The sequence below is a fragment of the Antarctobacter aquimaris genome, assembly GCF_900184945.1.
In the GTDB taxonomy this organism is placed as follows: Bacteria; Pseudomonadota; Alphaproteobacteria; order Rhodobacterales; family Rhodobacteraceae; genus Maliponia; species Maliponia aquimaris.
The window spans coordinates 324992-347254 of sequence record NZ_FXYF01000002.1; the positions used below are offsets into that span (position 1 = coordinate 324992).

Annotated in this window: 14 protein-coding genes; 6 read left to right on the forward strand and 8 right to left on the reverse strand. The window is 69.0% G+C overall.

The features are described 5' to 3' along the window. Positions 1-49 precede the first annotated feature (49 nt). On the forward strand, positions 50-1003 hold the full coding sequence (locus MAA8898_RS04300; RefSeq protein WP_094019742.1) for a GlxA family transcriptional regulator: 954 nt from the start codon (positions 50-52) through the stop codon (positions 1001-1003). A gap of 9 nt (positions 1004-1012) precedes the next feature. Here the strand turns inward: MAA8898_RS04300 and MAA8898_RS04305 are convergent, their stop codons facing one another. The 7 genes from MAA8898_RS04305 to MAA8898_RS04335 form a co-directional block, all read right to left on the reverse strand. Further along, positions 1013-1672, reverse strand: a complete 660-nt coding sequence (locus tag MAA8898_RS04305; RefSeq protein ID WP_094019743.1) for a potassium channel family protein — start codon at positions 1670-1672, stop codon at positions 1013-1015. A 6-nt stretch (positions 1673-1678) separates the two neighbouring features. After that, complete coding sequence (locus tag MAA8898_RS04310) at positions 1679-3142, reverse strand: TrkH family potassium uptake protein (protein WP_094019744.1); 1464 nt, start codon at positions 3140-3142, stop codon at positions 1679-1681. Positions 3143-3204: 62 nt separating this feature from the next. Further along, complete coding sequence (locus MAA8898_RS04315; RefSeq protein ID WP_094019745.1) at positions 3205-3450, reverse strand: acyl carrier protein; 246 nt, start codon at positions 3448-3450, stop codon at positions 3205-3207. Continuing rightward, positions 3447-4685 carry a dihydrolipoamide acetyltransferase family protein gene (locus MAA8898_RS04320; RefSeq protein WP_094019746.1) on the reverse strand — a complete coding sequence of 413 codons (1239 nt, stop codon included), beginning with the start codon at positions 4683-4685 and terminating at the stop codon, positions 3447-3449. The genes MAA8898_RS04315 and MAA8898_RS04320 overlap by 4 nt, the downstream gene beginning before the upstream one ends. Before the next feature lie 3 nt (positions 4686-4688). Continuing rightward, a complete protein-coding gene (pdhA, locus tag MAA8898_RS04325) occupies positions 4689-6689 on the reverse strand; it encodes a pyruvate dehydrogenase (acetyl-transferring) E1 component subunit alpha (protein ID WP_094019747.1) in 2001 nt (666 codons plus the stop codon). Beyond that, positions 6686-8434: an acetate--CoA ligase gene (acsA, locus tag MAA8898_RS04330; protein ID WP_094020006.1), complete on the reverse strand. Its 1749-nt coding sequence runs from the start codon at positions 8432-8434 to the stop codon at positions 6686-6688. The genes pdhA and acsA overlap by 4 nt, the downstream gene beginning before the upstream one ends. 70 nt (positions 8435-8504) lie before the next feature. Continuing rightward, a complete protein-coding gene (locus tag MAA8898_RS04335; RefSeq protein WP_094019748.1) occupies positions 8505-11093 on the reverse strand; it encodes a cation-translocating P-type ATPase in 2589 nt (862 codons plus the stop codon). A gap of 157 nt (positions 11094-11250) precedes the next feature. Between MAA8898_RS04335 and ppsA the strand changes: the two genes are divergently transcribed. After that, positions 11251-13650, forward strand: coding sequence for a phosphoenolpyruvate synthase (gene ppsA / locus MAA8898_RS04340; RefSeq protein WP_094020007.1), 2400 nt, complete (start codon positions 11251-11253; stop codon positions 13648-13650). 85 nt (positions 13651-13735) lie between these two features. Here the strand turns inward: ppsA and MAA8898_RS04345 are convergent, their stop codons facing one another. Beyond that, the gene (locus MAA8898_RS04345; RefSeq protein ID WP_176445065.1) at positions 13736-15502 is read right to left on the reverse strand and encodes a calcium-binding protein; all 1767 of its coding nucleotides are present in this window, start codon (positions 15500-15502) and stop codon (positions 13736-13738) included. 398 nt (positions 15503-15900) lie between these two features. On the opposite strand from MAA8898_RS04345, the gene MAA8898_RS04350 reads away from it, so the two are divergent. From MAA8898_RS04350 to MAA8898_RS04365, 4 genes are read left to right on the forward strand one after another with little or no spacing between them, the layout of a single operon-like run. After that, entirely contained in the window at positions 15901-17265 is a 1365-nt protein-coding gene (locus tag MAA8898_RS04350) for a nucleotide sugar dehydrogenase (protein ID WP_094019750.1), read from the forward strand. A 23-nt stretch (positions 17266-17288) separates the two neighbouring features. Then, the gene (locus tag MAA8898_RS04355; protein WP_141194788.1) at positions 17289-19268 is read left to right on the forward strand and encodes a hypothetical protein; all 1980 of its coding nucleotides are present in this window, start codon (positions 17289-17291) and stop codon (positions 19266-19268) included. A gap of 4 nt (positions 19269-19272) precedes the next feature. After that, on the forward strand, positions 19273-21210 hold the full coding sequence (locus tag MAA8898_RS04360) for a glycosyltransferase (RefSeq protein WP_094019752.1): 1938 nt from the start codon (positions 19273-19275) through the stop codon (positions 21208-21210). Positions 21211-21249: 39 nt separating this feature from the next. Then, complete coding sequence (locus tag MAA8898_RS04365; protein WP_094019753.1) at positions 21250-22263, forward strand: NAD-dependent epimerase/dehydratase family protein; 1014 nt, start codon at positions 21250-21252, stop codon at positions 22261-22263.

Consider the following 22263-nt stretch of genomic DNA (forward strand, 5'->3'; position numbering starts at 1 on the left):
ACACGTAAGTTTCGTGCTTTCTGGAGGTGTACCCGGAGCCCCCCACACCATGACCACACCGCAGCATTTCGTCTTTGCCCTGGTCGAGGATTTCACCCACATCGCCTTTGCCTGCGCGGTGGACCCGCTGCGCATCGCCAACCTCGTCAGCGGCAAGACGCTGTACCAATGGTCCTATGCCTCGCTCGACGGAGCGACCGGGCGCAGTTCGGACGGCACGCAGGTCGTGACCCACCACCGGTTCGACGCCCTGCCCGCCTGTGACCGGCTGTTTGTCCTGTCCGGCATCGACATGGAGAAAAAGGACCACCGCGTGCTGATCGCGGCGCTGCGGCGGCTGGACCGGCACGGCGGCGCCGGGATCGGCGCGCTGTGTTCCGGGGCACATGTGCTGGCGCTGGCCGGGCTGCTGAACGGGCGGCGGGCGGCCACGCACTGGGACTACCACGACAGCTTTACCGAGGAGTTCCCCGAGGTGAACCTGGTGCGCAACGTCTTTGTGGCGGACGAGAAATACATCACCGCTTCGGGTGGGACGGCCACCGCCGACCTGATGCTGCACCTGATCGAACGCGACCACGGCTACGACCTGTCGGTCGCGGTGGCCGACCAGATGGTCTACAACGCGGTGCGCGACGCGACATCGGCGCAGAAGGTTTCGCTCCAGTCGCGCAGCGGGATGCGCAATGCCCACCTCGCCCGCGCCATCGGAATGATGCGCGAGCACCTGGATTGCCGCCTGTCGCCCTCCGAGATCGCCGCCGACCTGGGCATTTCCGCGCGGCAGTTGGAGCGGCTGTTTGGCAAGTACCTCAACACCTCGCCCAAGAAATACTTCATGGAAATGCGGCTGGACCGGGCGCGCCACCTGCTGTTGCAGACCGAGATGTCGGTGATCGACGTGGCCTTTGCCTGCGGCTTTGAAAGCCCCGGGCATTTCGCGCGCGTCTACCGCACCGCCTTTGGCGTCACGCCGATGATGCAGCGTGGGCGGCTGAGCTGACCCGGCCGCTCAGTCCGCGTCGGGGGGACTGAACAGGGAAAGGACGCGGTCATGGTCCCGCGCCCGCACCAGCAGCAGCAGCCGGTCACCCGGTCGCAGCTCTGTCTCCGGGTCCAACATCACTTCTTCCTCGCCCCGGATGCGGGCCAGCGGCCGGGCGCGGTCCGGCAGGCCGAGGTCCGAGCAGACCCGCGCCTCTGCCGCCTCGGGCAGCGTCACCACCAACAGCCGCAGGTCGTTTCCCAGCACGTCACCCGCCGACACCCGGTCATGCCGTTCCAGCCCGTCCACCAGCGCGCGGGCAAAGCTTTCGTGCGGGGTGATCGTCTCGCCCAGGTCCAGCTGGTCGATGATCGGGCGCAGCTCGGTCCGGGTCAGCTGGGTGATGACGCGCGGATAGCCGACCGAGCGCGCGACAGCGGCGGCCAGGATGTTGACGTTGTCGGTGTCGGTCAGCGCGACAAAGGCATCGGCGCCGTCGCCAAAGGCCTCGGTCAGGGTGCCCGGCAGGCTGCCGTCGCCGTGGATCATGCCGCAGTCCAGCGTCTCGGCCAGCGCGTCCAGGCGGGCGCGGTCCTGTTCGATCAGCACCACCTCGTGCCCCCGCTCGATCAGCTGGCGGATGGTGGCGATGGCAAAGGTGGAGGCGCCCAGTACGGTCACGCGCATGTCGGGTCAGTCCTTTCTGATCCAGGTCGACGGGAAGGCCAGCACCAGCAGGCCGAAGAATTCGACCCGGCCCAGCAGCATGGCGCAGATGGTCAGCGCCTTCAGGTCCGGCGGCAGGTCCGGCCCGATGACGCCGGTCCCCGCGCCCACGGTGGACAGCGCGGCGGTGATGTCGAACAGCGACTCCGCCGCGGGCAAGCCGTGCAGGGCAAAGGCGATCCACAGCGCCAGCGCGCTGAGAAGATAGACCACCGTCAGCGCCACGGCGAAAGTCACGCGCGGCTCCTCGACCAGCTCGCCGTCCTGCCGCAGGTAGAACACCGCCCGCGCCGGCCCGAGCAGGCGGCGGATCACCAGCAGGACGGTGCCCAGCAGCAGGCGCACCCGCTCGATCTTGAGCCCCCCGGCGGTCGAGCCCGCCTGCCCGCCCACCATCATCAACGCGATCAGCAGGATCAGCAGCGGGGGTGCGGCGGGGAGCGGCGCGACGGTAAAGCCGGTGGTCGATTGCAGGCTGAGCGTGTTCAGCGCGACGCCCCACAGCGCCCCCGTTGTGCGCGCGCCCGACAGCGCGGCCAGCAGCAGCGCCGTGGCCACACCGGCCAGCACAAAGACCAGCGCGGGTTTCAGCCCCGTCGCGCGCATCGCGGCGCCCGTTCCGTGGCGGTGCGCCAGCACGGGCAGCGCCAGCGACAGCCCGCCCAGCGCGGACAGCCCGACGATCCAGCCCTGCGCGGCCACGGAATAGGAGGCCAGGCTGTCGCCCCGGGGCGCCATGCCCCCGGTCGACACCGCCGCCAGGGCCAGCAGCGGCCCCTCTGCCGTGCCCGGGATCAGCACGACGGCCCCCGCCACGCCGACGAGGGTCAGCACCGCGTAGGCCAGCAACAGCGCGCGCGCATGTCGCCGCACCGAGGTCCCCTGCGGTTCCTCGCCAAAGTCGGCGGTGCCCAGCGCGCGCGACACCGGCCCGCGCCCCATCAGGAAGGCCAGCGCCGCCACCGCGATCACCAGCCCGCCGCACCACTGGCTCCAGGCGCGCAACACGTGCCCGGCAAGCGGCAGCGCCTCAGGCGCGGCGATCATGCTGAAGCCGGTGGTGGTCAGCGCCGAGGTCGCTTCGAACAACGCGTCCAGCGGGCCGAGGTCCAGCGCCATGAAGGCGGGCGCGGTCAGCAGGATGCCCAGCACGAAGACCATGACCACCGACAGCACCGCCTCGGACCGGCGCACCGCGGGCGGCGGCGCCACGCGTCGCCCGACCGCCGTGGCCAGCAGCGCCAGCGCCGCCGCAGCGCCCAGCGACAGGGTCAGCCTGGCCTGCCCCTCCAGAGCGGCCACGGCCAGCGGCGGCACCAGCAGCACGGCAAAAGCCCCCGCCTCGCGCAGCAGGATGCGGCCGATCACCGGCCAGCGCGGGTGATGCAGCGCCGAGGTCTGTCCGGCGGCGGATTTGTGTGACAGGGCCATGAGATTCCCGGATCTGCGCGGCGCGCTGACCGGAATGGCCGCGCGCTCTGCCGCCCACAACGTCAGCCGAGCCGTTCCGCCAGGTAGGCCACCGCCTTGTCCGTCGTTTCGATCCGGGGGTAATCGCGTTCGGGAATGTCCACGCCCAGCCGCTTGTGCAGCGCGGCCACCAGGTTCAGCACGTCCATCGAGTCAAGCTCGAGGTCGTCCTGGATATGGTCGCCGCCGCCGATGGTGGCGGCATTGAGATCGGGCGCGACGCGGGTGATCTCTTCGAGAAAGGCGCGTCTGAGGTCGTCTTGGGTCATAGGGCCTCCGGGTCCTTCAGGAGTTGGTCGAGGCGGCCGAGAAAGCGCGCCCCGGTGCGGCCGTCGCTGACGCGGTGATCGGCGGCAAGCGTGACCTTGACGCAGGTCCTGGGGGTCACGGCGCCGTCCACCACGCGCGGGATCGGGCGGGGTGAGCCAAAGCCCACCAGCGCCACCTGCGGCGGGTAGATCACGCCGGTCATGCCGTCGACGCCGCTTTCACCCAGGCTGGAGACGGTGATCGTGCCCTCGGTCATCTCCGAGCCTTTCAGCCGCCCGGCGCGGGCGCGCAGCACGAGGTCGCGCATCGCCGCCATGGTTTCGGCCAGGGACTTGACCTCGGCCCCCATGATCGCGGGCGCAATCAGCCCGCCGCCGCGCAGGGCGACGGCGACGCCGGTGTTCACCGTGGTCGAAGGTTCGAAACCGGCCTTGCCGTAGTGGCCGTTGAGCGATCTTTCCTGCGCCGCCGCGAGTGACACGGCGCGCACCAGCAGCGCGCCCATCAGGAGGCGCTGGTCTGGCGGGGCATCGGCGTTGCGCGCCTCCAGCCAGTCCTGCGCGGCTTGCAGGTCGATCTCGTGGTCGAGGTAGTAATGCGGGATCTCGCGTTTCGCGCGGGTCATGGCGGCGGCGATGGCCTGCCGCATGGCGTCGAGGTCGAGCCCCTGCTTGCCAGGTTTCGGCGCACCCTGACCGGCGGCGGCGTCGACGTCGCGCAGCAGCACGGCGCCGCCGGGACCGCTGCCCCTGAGCGCCGCCAGGTCGACGCCGGTCTCGCGCGCGCGTACGCGGGCGGCGGGGGATGCGGCGAGGTCTCCCGATGTGACTGGGACCGGAACGGGTTCGGGCGGAGGTGCCGGTGCAGGGGCCGGAACGGGTTCGGGCGGCACCGCAGGTTTGGGCGCGGCCGGGACAGGTTCGGGCGCGGGTACCATCGTCGGTTCGACCTTGAGTTCGGGAGCCGCAACCGGTGCGCTGACAGCGGCCTCGGCCTCGCCCACCCCCCGGATCACCGCCAGCGGCGCGCCCACCGGCAGGGTTTGGCCCAGCGCCGCCTCGATCCGTTCGACCACGCCCTCCTCGAAGATCTCGATCTCGATCGCGCCCTTCTGCGTCTCGACCACGGCCACCACGTCGCCGCGATGCACGGTGTCGCCAGGGTGGACCAGCCATTCCACCAGCGTGCCGTCCTCCATGTCCGCGCCCAGCGAAGGCATCTTGAAGACCGCCATGGGTCAGCCCTTTCCCAGCGCCGCGCGGGCGGCGGCGACGATGGCGGGCACCTGCGGGATCGCGGCGTCCTCGAGATGCTTGGGATAGGGGATCGGCACCTCGGCGGAACAGACCCGCCCCACCGGCGCGTCCAGCCGCCAGAACACCTGTTCGGTGATCCGGGCGGACACCTCGGCGGAAAGCGACCCCGTGCGCCAGCCCTCGTCCACCACCACCGCCCGCCGGGTGCGCCCGACGGAGGCCATGATGGTCGCGTCGTCCAGCGGGCGCAGCACGCGCAGGTCGATGACCTCGGCCTCGATCCCCTCGGTGCTCAGCACCTCGGCCGCCTCCAGCGTCTTGTAGAGCGAGCCGCCGTAGGTGATCAGCGTCACGTCGCGCCCCGGCCTGCGGATCGCCGCGCGGTCGATGTCCACCGGACCGGCGACGGTATCCAGCACCCCGCTGCGATTGTAGAGCATGACGTTCTCGAAGATCAGCACCGGGTCGGGGTCCTCCAGAGCGGTCCAGAGCATCCCGCGCGCGTCCTCCAGCGTGGCCGGGGCCAGCACCTTCAGCCCGGGGATGTGCGCATACCAGCCTTCCAGCGAATGGGAATGCTGCGCGGCCAGCTGCTTGCCCGCGCCGGTGGCCATGCGGATCACCAGCGGCACGCCGAACTGCCCGCCGGACATGTGCCGCAGCGTCGCGGCGGTGTTCATGATCTGATCCAGCGCCAGCAGGCTGAAGTTCACGGTCATCAGCTCGACGATGGGCCGCATCCCGACGGCCGACGCACCGATGCCGAAGCCGGTAAAGCCTGACTCGGACAGCGGCGTGTCGCGGATGCGGTCCTCGCCGAACTCGGCCATCAGCCCCTTGGTCACCGCGTAGCAGCCGCCGTAGGCGCCCACGTCCTCGCCCATCAGGAACACGCGGTCGTCGCGCAGCATGGCGTCGCGGATCGCCTGCTTGACCGCCTCGCGGTAGGTCATCTCGACCGTCTGGCCCGAGGGTTCGGGCGTCTCGGGCGGCGCGGGGCGCTCCTCGGCCATCACGTGGCGGGCCAGGTCCTCGACCGGCTCCCAGTCCGCACCTTCGGCGAAGTCCACCGCCTCGGCGATCTCGGCGTCGATCTGCGCCTCCAGCGCGGCCATGTCGCCGTCATGCAACAGGCCCGCCGACTGCGCCCAGTCGCGAAAACGCACGATGGGTCCCTTCTTGCGCCAGGTCTCGACCTCGTCCTTGTCGCGGTAAAGCTGGGCGTCAAACATCGAATGCGCGCGGAAGCGGTAGGTGCGGCATTCGAGGAAATAGGGATGCGCGCTTTCGCGGATCGCCGCCAGCGCACGGCGCGCGGCGGTTTCCACCGCAACCACGTCCATGCCGTCGACCACCTCCGACGGGATGCCGTAGCTGGCCGCCTTGGCATGGATGTCGGTCTCCGCCTCGGAGCGGGACAGCGCGGTGCCCATGGCGTAACCGTTGTTCTCACAGACGAACAGCACCGGCACCTTCCACAGCTGGGCCAGGTTCATGGTCTCGTGGAACTCGCCCTCGGCCACCGCGCCCTCGCCGAAGAAACAGACCGTGACGGCGCCGCTGCCGGTCATCGCATCGGCGAGGGCAAGCCCCCCGGCCAATGGCAGTCCGCCGCCGACGATGGCGTTGCCGCCGTAGAAGTTGCGCGCCGCGTCGAACAGGTGCATCGACCCGCCGCGCCCGCCGGAACAGCCGGCGGCCTTGCCGTACATCTCGGCCATGACGGCGGGCATCGGCACGCCGCGCGCCAGGGCATGGCCATGCTCGCGGTAGGTGGCGACGATGCGATCCTCAGGCGCCAGGTGGCGGACTACCCCGGCGGCAATCGCCTCCTCACCGTCATAGAGGTGCAGGAAGCCGCGGATCTTTTCGCGGGTGTAGAGTTCGGCGCATTTGTCCTCGAACTTGCGGATGCGCAGCATCGAGGCCAGCATCTCCAGCACATGCTCGCGCGAAAGGCGAATCTTGTCAGGGCGGCTCATGATTCATCGGTCTCCAGCGTGGAAATGTCGCCTTCCGGCAGGCCAAGTTCGCGCGCCTTCAGCAGGCGGCGCATGATCTTGCCGGAGCGTGTCTTGGGCAGGGTCTTGCGGAACACCACCTCGCGCGGGGCGACCGCCGGGCCCAGCTTTTTCCGCGCGTGGCCGCGAATGTCCCTTTCCAACTCTTCCGACGGCTCGTAGCCGGGGTTGAGCGAGACATAGGCGCGCACCACTTCGCCCGCCGTCTCGTCCGGCAGGCCGATGACACCGGCCTCGGCGACCGCCGGATGCTCGATCAGGGCGCTTTCCACCTCGAAGGGGCCGATCAGGTGGCCGGACGACTTGATCAGGTCATCGGCCCGCCCGACGAACCAGAAATAACCGTCCTTGTCGCGCATCGCGAGGTCGCCCGAGAGGTACCAGCCATCCCGAAACGCCTTGGCGTAGCGCTTTTCCTCGTGCAGGTAGGCGCGCATCATCGAGGGCCAGCCGGGCCGCAGCGCCAGCTCGCCCACCACGCCGTCCTTGCATTCGCGCAGCGTCTCGCCCTCGGTATCGACCACCCCCGCCGTGATCCCCGGCAGGGGTTTGCCCATCGAACCGGGGCGGATGTCCATCGCGGCGGTGTTGGCGATCATGATGCCGCCGGTCTCGGTCTGCCACCAGTTGTCGTGGAAGGCATGGCCAAAGACCTCCCTGCCCCAGACGACGCCCTCGGGGTTCAGCGGCTCACCCACGCTGGCGAGGAATTCAAGCGCCGAGAAATCGTAGGGTTTCGCCGCCTCCTTGCCAGCGCGCATCATCATGCGGATCGCGGTGGGGGCGGTGTACCAGATCTGCACCCTCTCGCGCTGGAGCATCCCGTACCAGCGGTCGAGGTCGAATTTTGCCTCGTCCACCAGCATCGTCACCCCGTTCACCAAGGGCGAGATGATGCCGTAGGAGGTGCCCGTCACCCAACCCGGATCGGCGGTGCACCAGTAGACCTTGCCCGGCGCCATGTTCAGCGCGTAGCGCCCCGTGGCCACGTGGGCCACCACCGCGCCATGCACATGCACCGCGCCCTTGGGTCGCCCGGTGGTGCCCGAGGTGAAGTGGATCAGCGCCATGTCCTCGGGTCCGGTCTGGGCCACCTCGCAGGTGTCCGGGGCGGCGGCCATGGCGGGGCCGAGCGCCACGCAGCCCTCAGGCGCGTCGTCCACATCGACAAGGAACACGGTCTTCAGCGAGGGGATCTGGTCGCGCCAGGCGGCGATCTTCTTGCGGTAGATGGCGTCGGTCGTGACGACGGCATTGGCCTCGCCGATCTCCATGCGGGTGCGGATCGGCTCTGGCCCGAAGGCCGAGAACAGCGGCGAAAACACCAACCCCGCCTTCAGCGTGCCCAGTGCCGCGACATACAGCTCGGGGCGGCGGCCCATCAGCGCATAGACCCGATCACCGCGCGCCAGCCCCTGCGCGGCCAGCACGTTGGCAAAGCGGGCGGTCTGGCGGGTCAGATCGGCATAGCTGAAATCCCGCACCTCGCCGTCCTTGCCGAACCAGCGCAGCGCCAGCCTGTCGCCCTGTCCGCTTGCGACATGCCGGTCGAGCGCCTCGTACGCGATGTTCATCCCGCCGCCCGGCAACCCGTCCAGCATCGCCCGCGCCGTGTCCCAGTCAAAGCTCGCGCGGGCCTCCTCGGGATCGCGCAACACCGCGCCGGCCTTTTCGGACGGCGTCTTGGATATTACATCCCAGGTCATCGGCGGATCCTCCCCGGTGCCAGCATCGGGCCGCTGCGGGCAAACCGCCTTGACCTTGATCAACCCTGCGTCAGGTGGCGCGGGCGGGCGCAAGGCTCAGCAGACCCTGCCCCGCCACCAGCGGCAGCAGGCTGAGCGCCCCGGCCAGCGCCAGCGCGGTCCAGCCCGGGAACGGCAGGTGCAGCAGCACCGCCAGCCCCGGCACCCAGATCGCCAGCGCGATCAGCCCGGCACAAAAGGCCAACGCCGCCCAGACAAAGGGATTGCGCGTCACGTCGTTGCGCACCAGCCCGCTGCCGGGGCTGCGCACGTTGAACACGTTCCACAGCTGCCCCAGCGCCAGCGTGACAAAGGCGACACTGACCGCCTGGTCGGGCGGCAAGCCCAGGTGGAACAGCGCCAGCCCGAACCCCGCCAGCGTCGCGGCGGTCTGCATCAGGCCCAGCACGGCGATCCACAGCCAGTGCGCGCGGTCGACGATGGCTTCGCGCGGGTCGCGCGGCGGGCGGCGCATCTCCTGGCTGTCACCCCGGCCCATGCCCAGCGCGAAGGCCGGAAAGACGTCCGTCACAAGATTCAGGAACAGGATCTGCAAGGGCAGCAGCGGCGCGGGCAGTCCCGCGCCCACCGCAAGGCCCACCACCAGCACCTCGCACAGGTTGCAGGACATCAGGTAGACCACGAACTTGCGGATGTTGCCAAAGATCACCCGCCCCTGGTGGACCGCGTCGACGATGGTGGCAAAGTTGTCATCGCGCAGCACCATGTGCGCCGCCTCGCGCGCGACCTGCGTGCCGCGCAGCCCCATGGCCACGCCGATGTCGGCCTTTTTCAGCGCCGGCGCGTCGTTCACCCCGTCGCCGGTCATGGCGACGATCTGGCCGTCGCGCTGGTAGGTGGCCACCAGCGCCAGCTTGGTCTCGGGCGCGACGCGGGCGATCACGTCGGCGGCGCGCACCTGCTGCCACAGCGGGTCAGGGATGTCGCCGGGCGGCAATCCCTCCAGCTCTGCCCCCTCGATCACCCGCGCGTCCCCGTCGAACAGCCCCGCATCGCGCGCGATGCGGGTGGCGGTGGCGGCGTGATCGCCGGTCACCATGACGACGCGGATGCCCGCCGCGCGGCAGGCGGCGATGGCGGCCGGCACGTCGGCGCGCAGTGGATCGGCCAGGCAGACCACGCCCACCAGCGTCAGCCCGGCATAGGGGTCGGCGTCCGGCGTATCGGCCTGCTTCATCGCCAGCGCCAGCGTGCGCAGCCCCTGCGCGGCGGCTTCGGCATTGCGTTGCATCCAGGCGCCTTGTCCGTCCGCATCCAGCGCACTGACCCCCTCTGGCCCAAGCACGCTGTCGCACATGGCGATGACCGTTTCCGGCGCGCCCTTGACCGCGTAGAGGAACCCCGCGCCCTCGCGGTGGACCGAGGCCATGGCGCGGCGGGTGGGGTCAAAGGCATGCTGGGCCACCCGCGCGCCCGTCTCCGGTGACAGACCTGCGGCGCGCGCCGCCTCCAACAGTGCCAGTTCCATCGGATCGCCCGCGCTGTCGGCCCGGTCCTTGCCCAGTTCGGCGGTGGTGCAGAGCGCGCCCACCTGCACCGCGTGCTCTAGCCCCGGCGCGACACCGGGAAAGCGCACGTCCCCCTCCGCCAGCAGGTAACGCACCACCGTCATGCGGTTTTCGGTCAGGGTGCCGGTCTTGTCGGTCAGGATCAGCGTGGTTGCCCCCAGCGTTTCGACCGACGACAGCCGGCTGATCAGCGCGTTGCGCCGGGCCATGCGCAGCATCCCACGCGCGAGACTCAGCGTGGCGACCACCGGCAGCCCCTCGGGGATCGCCGCCACCGCCAGCGCCACGCCGGTCTGGATCATGTCGGCCAGCGCGTGCCCGCGCAACAGCCCCGCCCCCACCGTCAGCGCCGCCAGAACCAGCGTCAGCCAGACCAGCTTTTGCCCCAGCGCCGCCAACCGGCGTTCCAGCGGCGAAACCTCGCTTTCCGCCTCCTGCGCCAGCTGGCTGATGCGGCCCAGCTCGGTCGACATGCCGGTGGCGACGACCAGTGCCTCACCCGCGCCCTGGGTCAGGGCGGTGCCCTTGAACACCATGCCGCTGCGGTCGCCCAAGGGCGCGCCCGGGGCGACCGGGCCGGGCGTCTTGGCCACCGGCGCGGATTCCCCGGTCAGGACCGATTCGTCGCTGAAGAGGTTCGACGCCTGCATCACCCGCAGGTCGGCGGTGATGACATCCCCGGCTTCGAGGATCACGCTGTCGCCCGGCACCAGGTCGCGGGCGTCGATCATCGCCACCCGGCCGTCGCGCCGCACGCGGGTGTGGACCTCGGCCAGGTGCAGCAGCGCCTCCATCGACCGCGCCGCCCTCAGCTCGGTGACAAAGCCGATGCCTGCGTTGATGACCAGCACGACGACGATGGCCGCCGCCTCGACCGTGTCGCCGACGTAGACCGAGAACACCGCCGCCGCCGCCAGCAGCCAGACGATCAGGCTCTGGAACTGGTGGAGCAGGATCACAACCGCACTTTTCGCCTTTTGCGCGCGCAGCCGGTTGGGGCCAAAGCGCGCCTTGCGGGCCAAAGCCTCCTGCGTGGTCAGCCCGGTGCCGGGCGCAGCGCCCAGCTGGGCTGCGACCTCATCCGCATCCATGGCATGAAATGCCTTAGCCTTCGGTTCCGTCACCCTGCGCCCTCGCTGCTGCTGCCCCTCTGCCTAGCCGTTCATCGCAGCGACGCGCCTTGACAGTGATCAACGCGGCCCCCCGCCGCCGCCGGTATCTTCGCGGGCAGGAGACCGGGAGGACATGATGACCAAGGACACCAAGGCCGAGAGCGACACCCTGATCTGGATGGACCGGCTGGCGCGCGGCGACGTGGCGCGTGTGGGCGGCAAGAACGCCTCGCTGGGCGAGATGCTGCAAGCCCTGACCGCGCGCGGCATCCGCGTGCCGCCCGGCTTTGCCACCACCGCCGAGGCCTACCGCCGCTACATCACCGCCAACGACCTGGGCAAGGTGCTGACCCAGGTGCTGGGCGAGATGGACAGCCACCACCTGACGCTGGCCGAGGCCGGGCGCGAGATCCGCGCGCGCATCACCCGGGGCAAATGGCCCGAGGACATCGAGGCCGAGATCCGCGCCGCCTACCGCCGGCTGGCCGAGGAGACGGGACAGGCCGAACCCTCTGTCGCCGTGCGGTCATCGGCCACCGCCGAGGACCTGCCCGACGCCAGCTTTGCCGGCCAGCAGGAGACGTTTCTGAACATCCGCGGCGAAACCGCGCTGCTGGCGGCCTGCCGGCGCTGCTATGCCTCGCTCTTCACCGACCGGGCGATCACCTACCGGCAATTGAAGGGCTTTGACCATTTCGAGGTTGCGCTGTCGATCGGCGTGCAGCTCATGGTGCGGTCGGACATCGGCGGCTCGGGCGTCATGTTCTCGCTGGATACGGAAAGCGGCTTTGACAAGCTGGTACTGATCAACGCCGCCTGGGGCCTGGGCGAAAACGTGGTGCAGGGCGCGGTCAGCCCGGACGAATACCAGGTCTACAAGCCCTTCCTCGACCGGCCCGGCACGGTGCCGATCCTGCACAAGGCCCTGGGGGCGAAAGAGATCAAGATGGTCTACGGCAGCGGCGACGGCGCGCCCACGCGCAACGTCCCCACCTCCAAGGCCGAGCGCGCGCGCTTCGTGCTGTCGGACGACGAGATCCTCGACCTCGCCCGCGCCGCCGTGCTGATCGAGCAGCACTACGGTCAGCCGATGGACATGGAATGGGCCAAGGACGGCGAAACCGGGCTGGTCTACATCGTGCAGGCCCGGCCGGAAACGGTGCAGTCGCGGTCAGAGGTAGGCGTGTTCAGGACCTACACGCTGGGCAAGACCGGGGAGAAACTGCTGTCCGGCCTCAGCGTCGGCGGCGCGGTCGCCTCGGGCGAGGTCTGCCTGATCGAGACCGCCGCCGAGATCGACCGTTTCGTCGACGGCTCGGTCCTTGTCACCTCGACCACCGACCCGGACTGGGTGCCGATCATGAAGCGCGCCGCCGCCATCGTGACGGACCACGGCGGCCGCACCTCGCACGCAGCGATCATCAGCCGCGAGCTGGGCGTGCCCGCCATCGTCGGCACCGGCAACGCGACCGAGGTCCTGCACGACGGCCAGCAAATCACCGTCTCCTGCGCCGAAGGCGACGAGGGCGCGATCTACGAAGGCACGGCCGAGGTGAGCATCACCGAAACCCACCTGGACGCGGTGCCCGAGACCCGCACCCAGGTCATGCTGAACATCGCCAACCCGGCCGCCGCCGCGCGCTGGTGGCGCTTGCCGGCGGACGGCGTGGGCCTGGCGCGGATGGAATTCGTCGTCTCGAACGAGGTCAAGGTGCACCCGCTGGCGCTGACCCGCTACGACCAGCTGGAGCCGGGCGAGGCGCGCGATGCCATCGACCGGCTGACGCAGGGTTACAAGGACCGGACCGAGTATTTCGTCGACAGCCTGGCCATGGGCCTCTCTCGCATCGCGGCGACCTGGTATCCGAACCCGACCATCGTGCGGATGAGCGATTTCAAGACCAACGAATACGCCGACCTGCTGGGCGGGCGGGCGTTCGAGCCGGCCGAGGAAAACCCGATGATCGGCTTTCGCGGCGCCTCGCGTTACTACTCGGACGGCTACCGCGACGGGTTCGCGCTGGAGTGCCGGGCGATTCACCGGCTGCGCGAGAGAATGGGATTCGACAACGTGGTGGTCATGATCCCCTTTTGCCGCACGGTGCAGGAGGCCGACCGCGTGCTGGAGGTCATGGCCGACAACGGGCTGAGACGCGGCGAGAACGGGCTGCAGGTCTACGTGATGTGCGAGATCCCGTCGAACGTGATCCAGGCCGAGGCCTTGGCCGAACGGTTCGACGGTTTCTCCATCGGCTCCAACGACCTGACCCAGCTGACGCTGGGCATCGACCGCGATTCCGAGGCGCTGTCGGGGCTGTTCGACGAACGCGACCCGGCGGTGCTGTGGATGATCGAAACGGTGATCGCCAAGGCGCGCAAGGCCGGGCGCAAGATCGGCCTCTGCGGCCAGGCGCCCAGCAACGATCCCGATTTCGCGCGGCTGCTGGTCAAGGCCGGGATCGACACGATCTCGGTCACGCCGGACAGTTTCCTGGCGGTCAAGGCGCATGTCGCCGAAGCCGAAAAGGACGGCTGATCCGGGACACATCTCTGGACACATCTCTGGGCGCGGGGTGGATGGATCCGCCCCGCGCCCATGCCTCGTGTCGCCCTGGCAGGGGTCACACGATGAGGAAATCGTCCGCGCTGATCGTCGGCAGGCTGGTCAGCTGGGCAAAGGCAACGGCGGCGGCGCCACCGGAGCCGTCGGCATCGTAGTACAGCGTGCCGGTGTCGGTCTCGTAGAGGATGCGATGGTCGGCCGATGTTGCGACCGGCGTGTCGCTAGCCAGGAAGGCCGACGCATCGAGATCGCCAAGCGCCAGCGCGCCAAAGATGGCGCGGTTCAGCACGATCGTGTCCACCCCGGACTCGAAGTCCAGGATGCGGTCCACGTTCGACGCCGCCAGCGCGGTGTCAAAGACAAAGTGGTCTGCGCCCGCGAATCCCTTCAACACGTCCCTGCCCTCGCGGCCGGCGAGGGTGTCGTTGCCGGCATAGCCGTACAGGTAGTTGCGCCCCGCGTCGCCGGTCAGATGGTCGTCGCCATCGCCGCCAAACACGTTCTCGAAGCCCGAGATCACGTCGCCCTGCGCCTCGCCGCCCGACGCGCTCTGGAAACCGGTCACGCCGACCCGCAGGTCGATCCGCACACCTTCCGGCAGGTCGACGTATTGCAGCGTGTCGATGCCATCGCCGCCCAGCATGGTGTCGGCCCCTTCGCCGCCGCGGATCGAATCGTTGCCCGCGCCACCGTCGATGTAATCCGACCCGGTAAAGCCCCAGATGTAATTGTCGCCCGCGTCGCCAAACAGACGGTCGCTGTGCTCGGAGCCCTGGATGTTCTCGAACCCGGTCAGCACGTCCCCCTCGGCATCGCCGCCGATCCCGACCACGCCCGCCACCAGGCTGACGGTTACCCCGGTGGGCGAGCCAAGGTAGCGCACCCAGTCGAGGCCGTCGCCGCCGTCCAGCGTGTCCGCCCCCGCACCGCCGCGAATGACGTCATCGCCGCCAAAGCCCAGGATGACGTCGTTGCCGCCATAGCCGAACAGGATGTTCTTGCCCGCGTCGCCCCGGATGGTGTCGGCGTATTCGGAGGCGTAGACATGTTCGAACCCCGAGATCACGTCGCCCTGCGCCTCGCCGCCCGAGGCGCTCTGATTGCCGCTGGCGTCGGCGTTCAGGTCGACGACAACCCCGGCGAACGATCCGCGATAGTACAGGACGTCGTCCCCCGTTCCACCGAACAGCGTGTCCGCCCCCGGGCCGCCGACGATCGTGTCGTTGCCGGCATCGCCATAGATGACGTCATCGCCCGCCATGCCGTCGAGAAAATCGTTGCCCGACATCCCGATCATGACGTTGCGCCCCGCCTCGCCGTACAACGTGTCGTCCAGCGCGGTGCCCGTCACCGTGTCGGTCACGTCCGCCAGGTTCACCGGGATCGCACCCAGCGACATGATGTACTTGTCGCTTTGCACGGCAAAGGACAAGGTGGCCGCTCCGATGCCGAACACGTCCTTGGCGCCGGTATAGGACAGCGCCGTCGGATTGCCGAGGTAGGTCATCAGGTCCGACAGCTTGCCCATGAGGGCCAGCACGCCGGTCCCCGCGCCGGACACCGCCACACCCGAACCCGCGGCCGCGTCGAGCGTGCCCGAGTTGGTGGAGACGAAGATCGTCAGCACGTTCTTCTTGGACCCGAGGCTGTTGAACTTGACCCCGGACAGGTCGATGTGACCGGGAACCTCTTCGGAAAGGTTCAATACGGTCGGCATGTCCTTGGAGATGGCGTGCCTGACCGCGCCACCTGTGTCCGGGGCGGTGGTGACGGTGACCTCGGGCGAGATCGAGAGGCTGGTCTTGAGGGGTCTGGTCTTGGCCACGGTATCGAGTTCCTCTGCTTTTTCGTCTTCCAGGCAGTTCCCGGTGGGCGGCATGTCGGGCGCTGACGAATAGCGCCGCCGTGACGACCGCCCGCAGGATCCCCCGGTTCAAAGCCGGTGCGGTTAACGTTAATCGCGAGTTAACTGTTCGAATGTGGCAAACATTTGGTGAAAAGACGCAGGGTTCGAGGTTTTTGGGAAACGCTGCCTGACCGCGCAGGCTGCTTCCGGCCCCCGTTTTCAGGTGGTTCCCGATCCAAACTCACCCCTCCCGGCCGGATTGTTCACCCCGACCGCCCAATCGGGTTAACCCGCCGTTAATGTTTCGAAAAAGGCGCAAACTTTCGCCACAATTGCCTTTCATTGTCGGCGTCAACCAAGAAATGGAGAGCAGGCAAATGGTTTCGACAACGCTTCAGGACGCCCGCCTTAACAGGGACGCACGGATCACCCGTCTGCGGCTCGTTGCGGACAAACAGGCCGGCAAGGCGCGGCACGAGGACATCGCCGTTATCGGCCTGGGCTACGTCGGCCTGCCGCTTGCGGTGCGGCTGGCGCACAGCTTCGAACGGGTTGCCGGCTTTGACATCTCGGCACGCCGGGTGGACCAGATCAACGATGGCTACGACGCCACCAACGAGATCGACCCGCTGACCCTGCGCGGCAGCGGCCTGACCGCCAGCACCGCCTGCGCCGACATCGCCGATGCCAGCTTTTACATCGTCACGGTGCCGACCCCGATCGACGACGCGCGCAAGCCCGACCTCGGTCCGCTGGTCTCCTCCTGCGAGGTGGTCGGCCCCTGCCTGAAGGCGGGCGACATCGTGGTCTTTGAATCGACCGTCTACCCCGGCGCCACCGAAGAGATCTGCGTGCCGATCCTCGAACGCCTGTCGGGCCTGCGGATGGGAGTCGACTTCGGCATCGGCTACAGCCCCGAGCGGATCAACCCCGGCGACAAGGTCAACACCGTGACCAACGTGGTCAAGGTGATCTCGGGCGACAGCCCGGACACCCTGGCGCGGGTGCGCGCGGTCTACGAAACGGTGATCGACGCCGGCCTGCACGCCGCACCCAGCATCAAGGTGGCCGAGGCCGCCAAGGTGCTGGAAAACACCCAGCGCGACGTGAACATCGCCCTGATGAACGAGATGTCGCTGATCTGCGACAAGATCGGCATCAACACCCATGACGTGATCGATGCCGCCGCGACCAAGTGGAACTTTGTCCGCATGACCCCCGGCCTGGTGGGCGGGCACTGCATCGGCGTCGATCCCTACTACCTCGCCGCGCTGGCCGAACGGATCGGCCACAACCCGCAGGTGATCATGGCGGGACGCCGCACCAATGAAATGATGGTGCGGCACGTCGCCGACGCGGCGCTGCGCCTGCTGATCCAGCAGGGCGGCGAGATCGTCGGCAAGCGCGTGGGCGTCTGCGGCGTGACCTTCAAGGAAGACGTGCCCGACCTGCGCAACTCCAAGACGCTGGAGCTGATCGAGGTGCTGCGCGGCTACGGGCTGGACCCGATCGTGCACGATCCGCACTGCGACGCCCGGGATGCCGCCAACCACGGGATCAAGCTGACCCGGAACGAGAATTTCACCGACCTGGACATGATGATCCTGGCCACGGCGCACCGCGAATACATCGAGGACAAGGGCTTTGTCGGCCGGATCCGCGACGGCGGCGCGCTGATGGACGTCAAGGCGGTGCTGCGCAAGGTGCCGATGCCGGAAAACCTGACCTACTGGTCGTTGTAACCGCTCGGGTGGGGGCCGCCACGATGTACACAGTCACGCCGATCGGATCGTGCCGGATCACGACGCCGCTGAAGCTGGGCCAAGCCTCGCACGGGTTGCGCCTGAACCTCGGGCGCAGCTACGGCTACTGCCATTCACCCGCCGAGGCGGTGCAGCAGGCCCGCTTTCTGCGCGGCGAGCTGGACATCCCGGCAGAGGTCTGGCCGCTAGTCTCGCGCTCGCGCGACCGCGACGAGACGGCGGGGCAAGAACACGCCCAGTCCGACCTCTACCTGGTCGAGATCTCCTCGGCCAAGGAACTGACGCTCGACGGGTTTTCGATCCAGCTGAACTACCTGCGCGCAGGCTTTGCGGAGTTCTTTGCCGACACCGACCGCGCCCGGCGCTATTGGGACCTGGCCGAGACCGGCGACAGCGCCGCGACCGAAGAATTCCTGGCCAAGACCTGGGGCCGAAATCGCAAGCAGCGCGCCGAGGCCGCGACCCTGTCGCGCATCCGCCGCCGACTGGTGACCCCCGACAGCCTGCGCGCCGACCTGCAAACGCTGGCCGCTCTGCTGACCGAGGTGGTCTTTGTCACTCACGTCGACGCCGTCACGCCGGACGGGCAGGTCATCGCCTCGCGTTCGGCCCTGATCGGGATGCTGCGCGCGGAAACCCGCGCGCTGGGCCTGCCCTGCTACGACCCGACCGAGCTGATGGTTGAGTATGGCCAGGCGGCGGCGCTGGAGGATGACAGCACCAGCCTTGCCCATTTCACCCCCGAGTTCAGCGCCGCCCTGATGGCCGACTGGATGCGGCAGCACGTGGCACCGCGGACCGCGCGGATGGCCGCCACCCGGCCCGAGGCGCTGGCCGCCCAGGTCGCCGCCGCCATCGCCGAAACCCGTCTGGTCGAGGCGCAGGCCCGGCTCACCGCTCTGCCCAAGGACGCGCCGCAGACCGCGACCCTGACCCGCGACCTGAACGACAGTCAGGCCAAGGCTCTGGCCGCATGCGCCGCCGAGACCGGCACAGACCCGGTGGACCGGCTGCGCCGCGCCGCGCGGCTGGGCGCCTTCGAGACAGTCGCGGCAATCATGGACTCGTTGCCTGGCGGAACCGATGCCCTGCCCTGTCCGATCCTGACCGAGCTTGCGCTTGCCGCCGTCGATGCAGGTGAGGTGGCGCAGGCGGCCACCCTTGCCATCGCGGCCTGTCGCGCGAACGGCACGGCGCCGCGCCCGCTGCGGATCCTCGCGGACCTGGCAAGCGATCACGGGCTGGCGCTGGCGCGCCGGGTGACCCGGGACGAGCTGGCCCGCATCCAGGCGCAGCTGACAGATGCCCAGATCGCCGAGGCCCTGGCCCACCCCCGCGCGCCGGTCAGCACGCTGATCGCCGCCGCCCTGCCCGGGGACCGCATGGCCAGGATCGCCGAGCGGACCGGGCCAAAGACCGCCGCCAGGGCGCTGACCCGCTGGCGCACCTTGCAGGGCAAGGGCCGCCTCCGTGACCCCGCGCTGGTCGCGCTGCTGGACCGCTGGACAGGCGAAGCCATGGCCCTGCCAGACCCGCTGGACCGGGCCAGGGCGCTGGCCGTCCTGCGCACCGCCGACGCGCGCCACCCGGGCCTGCGCGCCGCCCTGCGCGGCGCCAGAGGCGACCTGGTTTTCCGCATTCGCGCCCTGGGCAGGGCGCAGGACCTGGCCGCGCTGCTGGCCCTCGAACCCGAGGTGCGGCTGTTGCCCGCCGCCGGCGCCGAGTTCGACCTGTGGTGCGCCCGGCTGCACGCCGCCGCCGGCAACGATGATCACGCCATCACGTCGGGCCTTGCGGCGGCCGAGGCAATGCCGGACAACATCAACATCTGGGTGCTGCTCATGCGCGCCGCTACCAGAACGGGCGACAAACCCCTGGCAGACCGCGCCGCGGCGCAGGTGGTGCAGCTGTCCGGATCCGAGACTTGCAAACTGCGGACGGAGGCGCTGAAAGTCCGGAGCAACCTGAACGTCGAGGTATGAGGTGATGACCAATCTTGCGAACAGGCTGGATTTCTCAAACGGCGCCCCGCCGCTGCCGCAGGGCGTGTCCGACGAGATCTTCGAGCTGTCCAAGACGGTGACCTGCGCCGAAAAGGCGGCGCAGATCCTCGACCGGCTGGAGCCGCTGCTGGACAGCTACCGCGCCGACCGCAACCTGGCCATCGCCTCCGGGCTGCTGATGGAAAAGCTGCGCACCGAATTCGACATGCGCGGCGTCTGGAAGCAGTTGTTCGAGCAGTTCCCCGACGATCCCATCGCCCTGCGCATGGTGATGCGCTGGTTTCGCCGCGACGGCCGCGTGGCCGAAGGGCTGGACCTGATCGCGCGCTTCTACCCCGATTGCTGGCGCAGCCTGCCGCAGGCGCGCATCGCCCTTCCCGGCCTGTTCGAGCTCAAGGCCTGGGCCGAACTGGACCAGCTCTGGTCCACCCTGTCGGTCCTGCACACCGGCGACCGGACGATTCGCATGGAGTACATCAAGGCGCTGGTCGAGCAGCACCGCTATCCCGAGGCGGCCAAGGTCGCCGCGACGGTGCCGGGGCGCGACCGCATGGGCAAGGCATCGCAGGATCTGCTGGAAGAGGTCGAGGCCAAGGCGGCGATGATGTCACGGCTGGAACTGGACAACGCCATGATGGCGATCGACGCGCTGCTGGCCCGTGCGCCGGCGCGCCGGCCGCTGGAGGATGCGACGCGCGTCGTCTTCTTTTCCGGGCAACTGGGCACCGGCGGCGCCGAACGCCAGATGACCCGCATCGCCTGCGCCCTTCGGGACAGCGCCGCGCGCACCGGCGCACCCGCGCCCGAGGTCTGGGTCAAACACGCCAACCCGGCAACCGGCGCGGATTTCTACCGCCCCATGCTGGCCGAGGCCGGTGTGCCCACCCGGGTCTTCACCGAGGAACCGGAGGTGCCGCCGGAGGCGCTGGAGGGCCTGACCGACGAACAGCGCGCCTTGCTCGACCTTCTGGCGCCCGACGTGCGCCGCCACACCTGCCAGCTGTTGCAGGCCTTTCGCGCGCACCGGACCCAGGTCGCCTATCTCTGGCAGGACGGCGGCATCGTGCAATCGGCCATCGCCGCCGTGCTGGCCGGGGTGCCGCGCATCGTCACCTCGTTCCGCGGCCTGCCGCCCAACCTGCGCCCGCACTTCTGGCGCGACGAACTGCCGGTGCTCTACAAGGCGCTGGCGCGGATGCCGCATGTCACCCTGACCGCGAACAGCCGGAAGGCCGCCACCGCCTACGAGGACTGGCTGGACCTGGCGCCCGGCACGGTCCAGGTGATCCCCAACGCGGTCAACGTCATGCCGCCTGACGGCGACGCGACGGACCGGGCGATCTGGTTCGACATCCTCGACCGCTCGGAAGGCTGCACACGGACCGTCGTCGGCGTCTTTCGCTTTGACGAGAACAAGCGCCCGCTGCGCTGGATCGAGGCGGCGGCGCGCTACCTGGCGCGGCGCGACGACACCCGTTTCGTGATGCTGGGCGGCGGCACGCTGTTCGCCGAGGCCGAGGCGCTGATCCGCAGCCTGGGTCTTCAGGACCGCATCTTTGCCCTGGGCATCCGCAGCAACGTGGGCTTCTACATGCACCGCGCCGACCTGTTGATGCACCTGGCGCAGATGGAGGGCCTGCCCAACGTGCTGATCGAGGCGCAGCAGGTCGGCACCCCGGTGCTGGCGACCCCGGCGGGCGGCACCGACGAGGTGGTCGAACACGGCATCACCGGCCATATCCTGTCCGACGCCGAGACGCTGCCCGAGGACGAGCTGGACGCCGAACTGGCGCGCCTTCTGGACCACCCGGAGGCGCTGGCCGCGCTGGGCGCCACCGCCATGGTGCATTCGATCGATCGCTTCTCGGTCGAGACAATCCTTGACCGCACGACCGAACTCTTCAAGACAGTGGGAAAATAGGGCACACTCCAAACAATAATAACGAGCAGGCAGACCGACATGACAACCGTTTTCGTGACCGGAACCGCAGGGTTCATCGGCTTTCACCTCGCAGGCAAGCTGCTGGCGGACGGTTTTGACGTGGTCGGCTACGACGGCATGACCGATTACTACGATGTCGCGCTGAAACGGCGCCGGCACGGGATCCTGTCGCAAAATCCGCGGTTTCGCGCCGTCGAAGGCATGCTGGAGGACATGGAGTCGCTGTCGCGCACGGTGGACGATGCCGCGCCGGACGTCATCGTCCACCTCGCCGCGCAGGCCGGGGTCCGCTACAGCCTGGAGAACCCGCGCGCCTACGTCGATTCGAACCTGACCGGCACCTTCAACGTGATGGAATGCGCGCGCGAACACGCGGTCGGCCACCTGCTGATGGCCTCGACCTCCTCGGTCTACGGCGGCAACACCGAGATGCCGTTCGACGAGAGGCAAAAGACCGACATCCCCCTGACGCTCTACGCCGCCACCAAGAAGGCCAACGAGGCCATGGCCCACAGCTACGCGCACCTGTGGCACATCCCGACGACGATGTTCCGTTTCTTCACGGTCTACGGCACCTACGGGCGGCCGGACCTGGCGCTGTTCAAGTTCGTGCGCGCCGCGCTGGCCGGAGAGGCGATCGACGTCTACAACCACGGCCAGATGTACCGCGACTTCACCTATGTCGAGGACCTCGTCCACGCCATCCGCCTGCTGATCGACACGCCGCCGCCGCAGGTCGAAGGCCGCGGCGACCCTCTGGAGGGCGACAGCCTGTCTCCGGTCGCGCCGTTCCGGGTGGTCAACATCGGCAACGGCGCCTCGGTCGCGCTGATGGACTTCATCACCGAGATCGAAAAGGCGCTGGGGATGGAGATCCCCAAGAACATGATGGAGATGCAGAAAGGTGACGTGCCCGCGACCTGGGCCAACACCGACCTGCTGGAGCGGCTGACCGGTTACCGGCCAAACACGCCGGTGTCCGAGGGCATCGCCAGGTTCGTCGCCTGGTATCGCGACTACCACGGGGTCTAG

Bases quoted from the DNA above. Each gene is read 5' to 3' on its own strand.
- acsA (WP_094020006.1), bottom strand. From the start codon at position 8,434: ATGACCTGGGATGTAATATCCAAGACGCCGTCCGAAAAGGCCGGCGCG.
- MAA8898_RS04360 (WP_094019752.1), top strand. From the start codon at position 19,273: ATGACCAATCTTGCGAACAGGCTGGATTTCTCAAACGGCGCCCCGCCG.
- MAA8898_RS04300 (WP_094019742.1), top strand. From the start codon at position 50: ATGACCACACCGCAGCATTTCGTCTTTGCCCTGGTCGAGGATTTCACC.
- MAA8898_RS04315 (WP_094019745.1), bottom strand. From the start codon at position 3,450: ATGACCCAAGACGACCTCAGACGCGCCTTTCTCGAAGAGATCACCCGC.
- MAA8898_RS04355 (WP_141194788.1), top strand. From the start codon at position 17,289: ATGTACACAGTCACGCCGATCGGATCGTGCCGGATCACGACGCCGCTG.
- MAA8898_RS04305 (WP_094019743.1), bottom strand. From the start codon at position 1,672: ATGCGCGTGACCGTACTGGGCGCCTCCACCTTTGCCATCGCCACCATC.
- pdhA (WP_094019747.1), bottom strand. From the start codon at position 6,689: ATGAGCCGCCCTGACAAGATTCGCCTTTCGCGCGAGCATGTGCTGGAG.
- MAA8898_RS04310 (WP_094019744.1), bottom strand. From the start codon at position 3,142: ATGGCCCTGTCACACAAATCCGCCGCCGGACAGACCTCGGCGCTGCAT.
- MAA8898_RS04320 (WP_094019746.1), bottom strand. From the start codon at position 4,685: ATGGCGGTCTTCAAGATGCCTTCGCTGGGCGCGGACATGGAGGACGGC.
- MAA8898_RS04350 (WP_094019750.1), top strand. From the start codon at position 15,901: ATGGTTTCGACAACGCTTCAGGACGCCCGCCTTAACAGGGACGCACGG.
- MAA8898_RS04335 (WP_094019748.1), bottom strand. From the start codon at position 11,093: ATGGATGCGGATGAGGTCGCAGCCCAGCTGGGCGCTGCGCCCGGCACC.
- ppsA (WP_094020007.1), top strand. From the start codon at position 11,251: ATGACCAAGGACACCAAGGCCGAGAGCGACACCCTGATCTGGATGGAC.
- MAA8898_RS04365 (WP_094019753.1), top strand. From the start codon at position 21,250: ATGACAACCGTTTTCGTGACCGGAACCGCAGGGTTCATCGGCTTTCAC.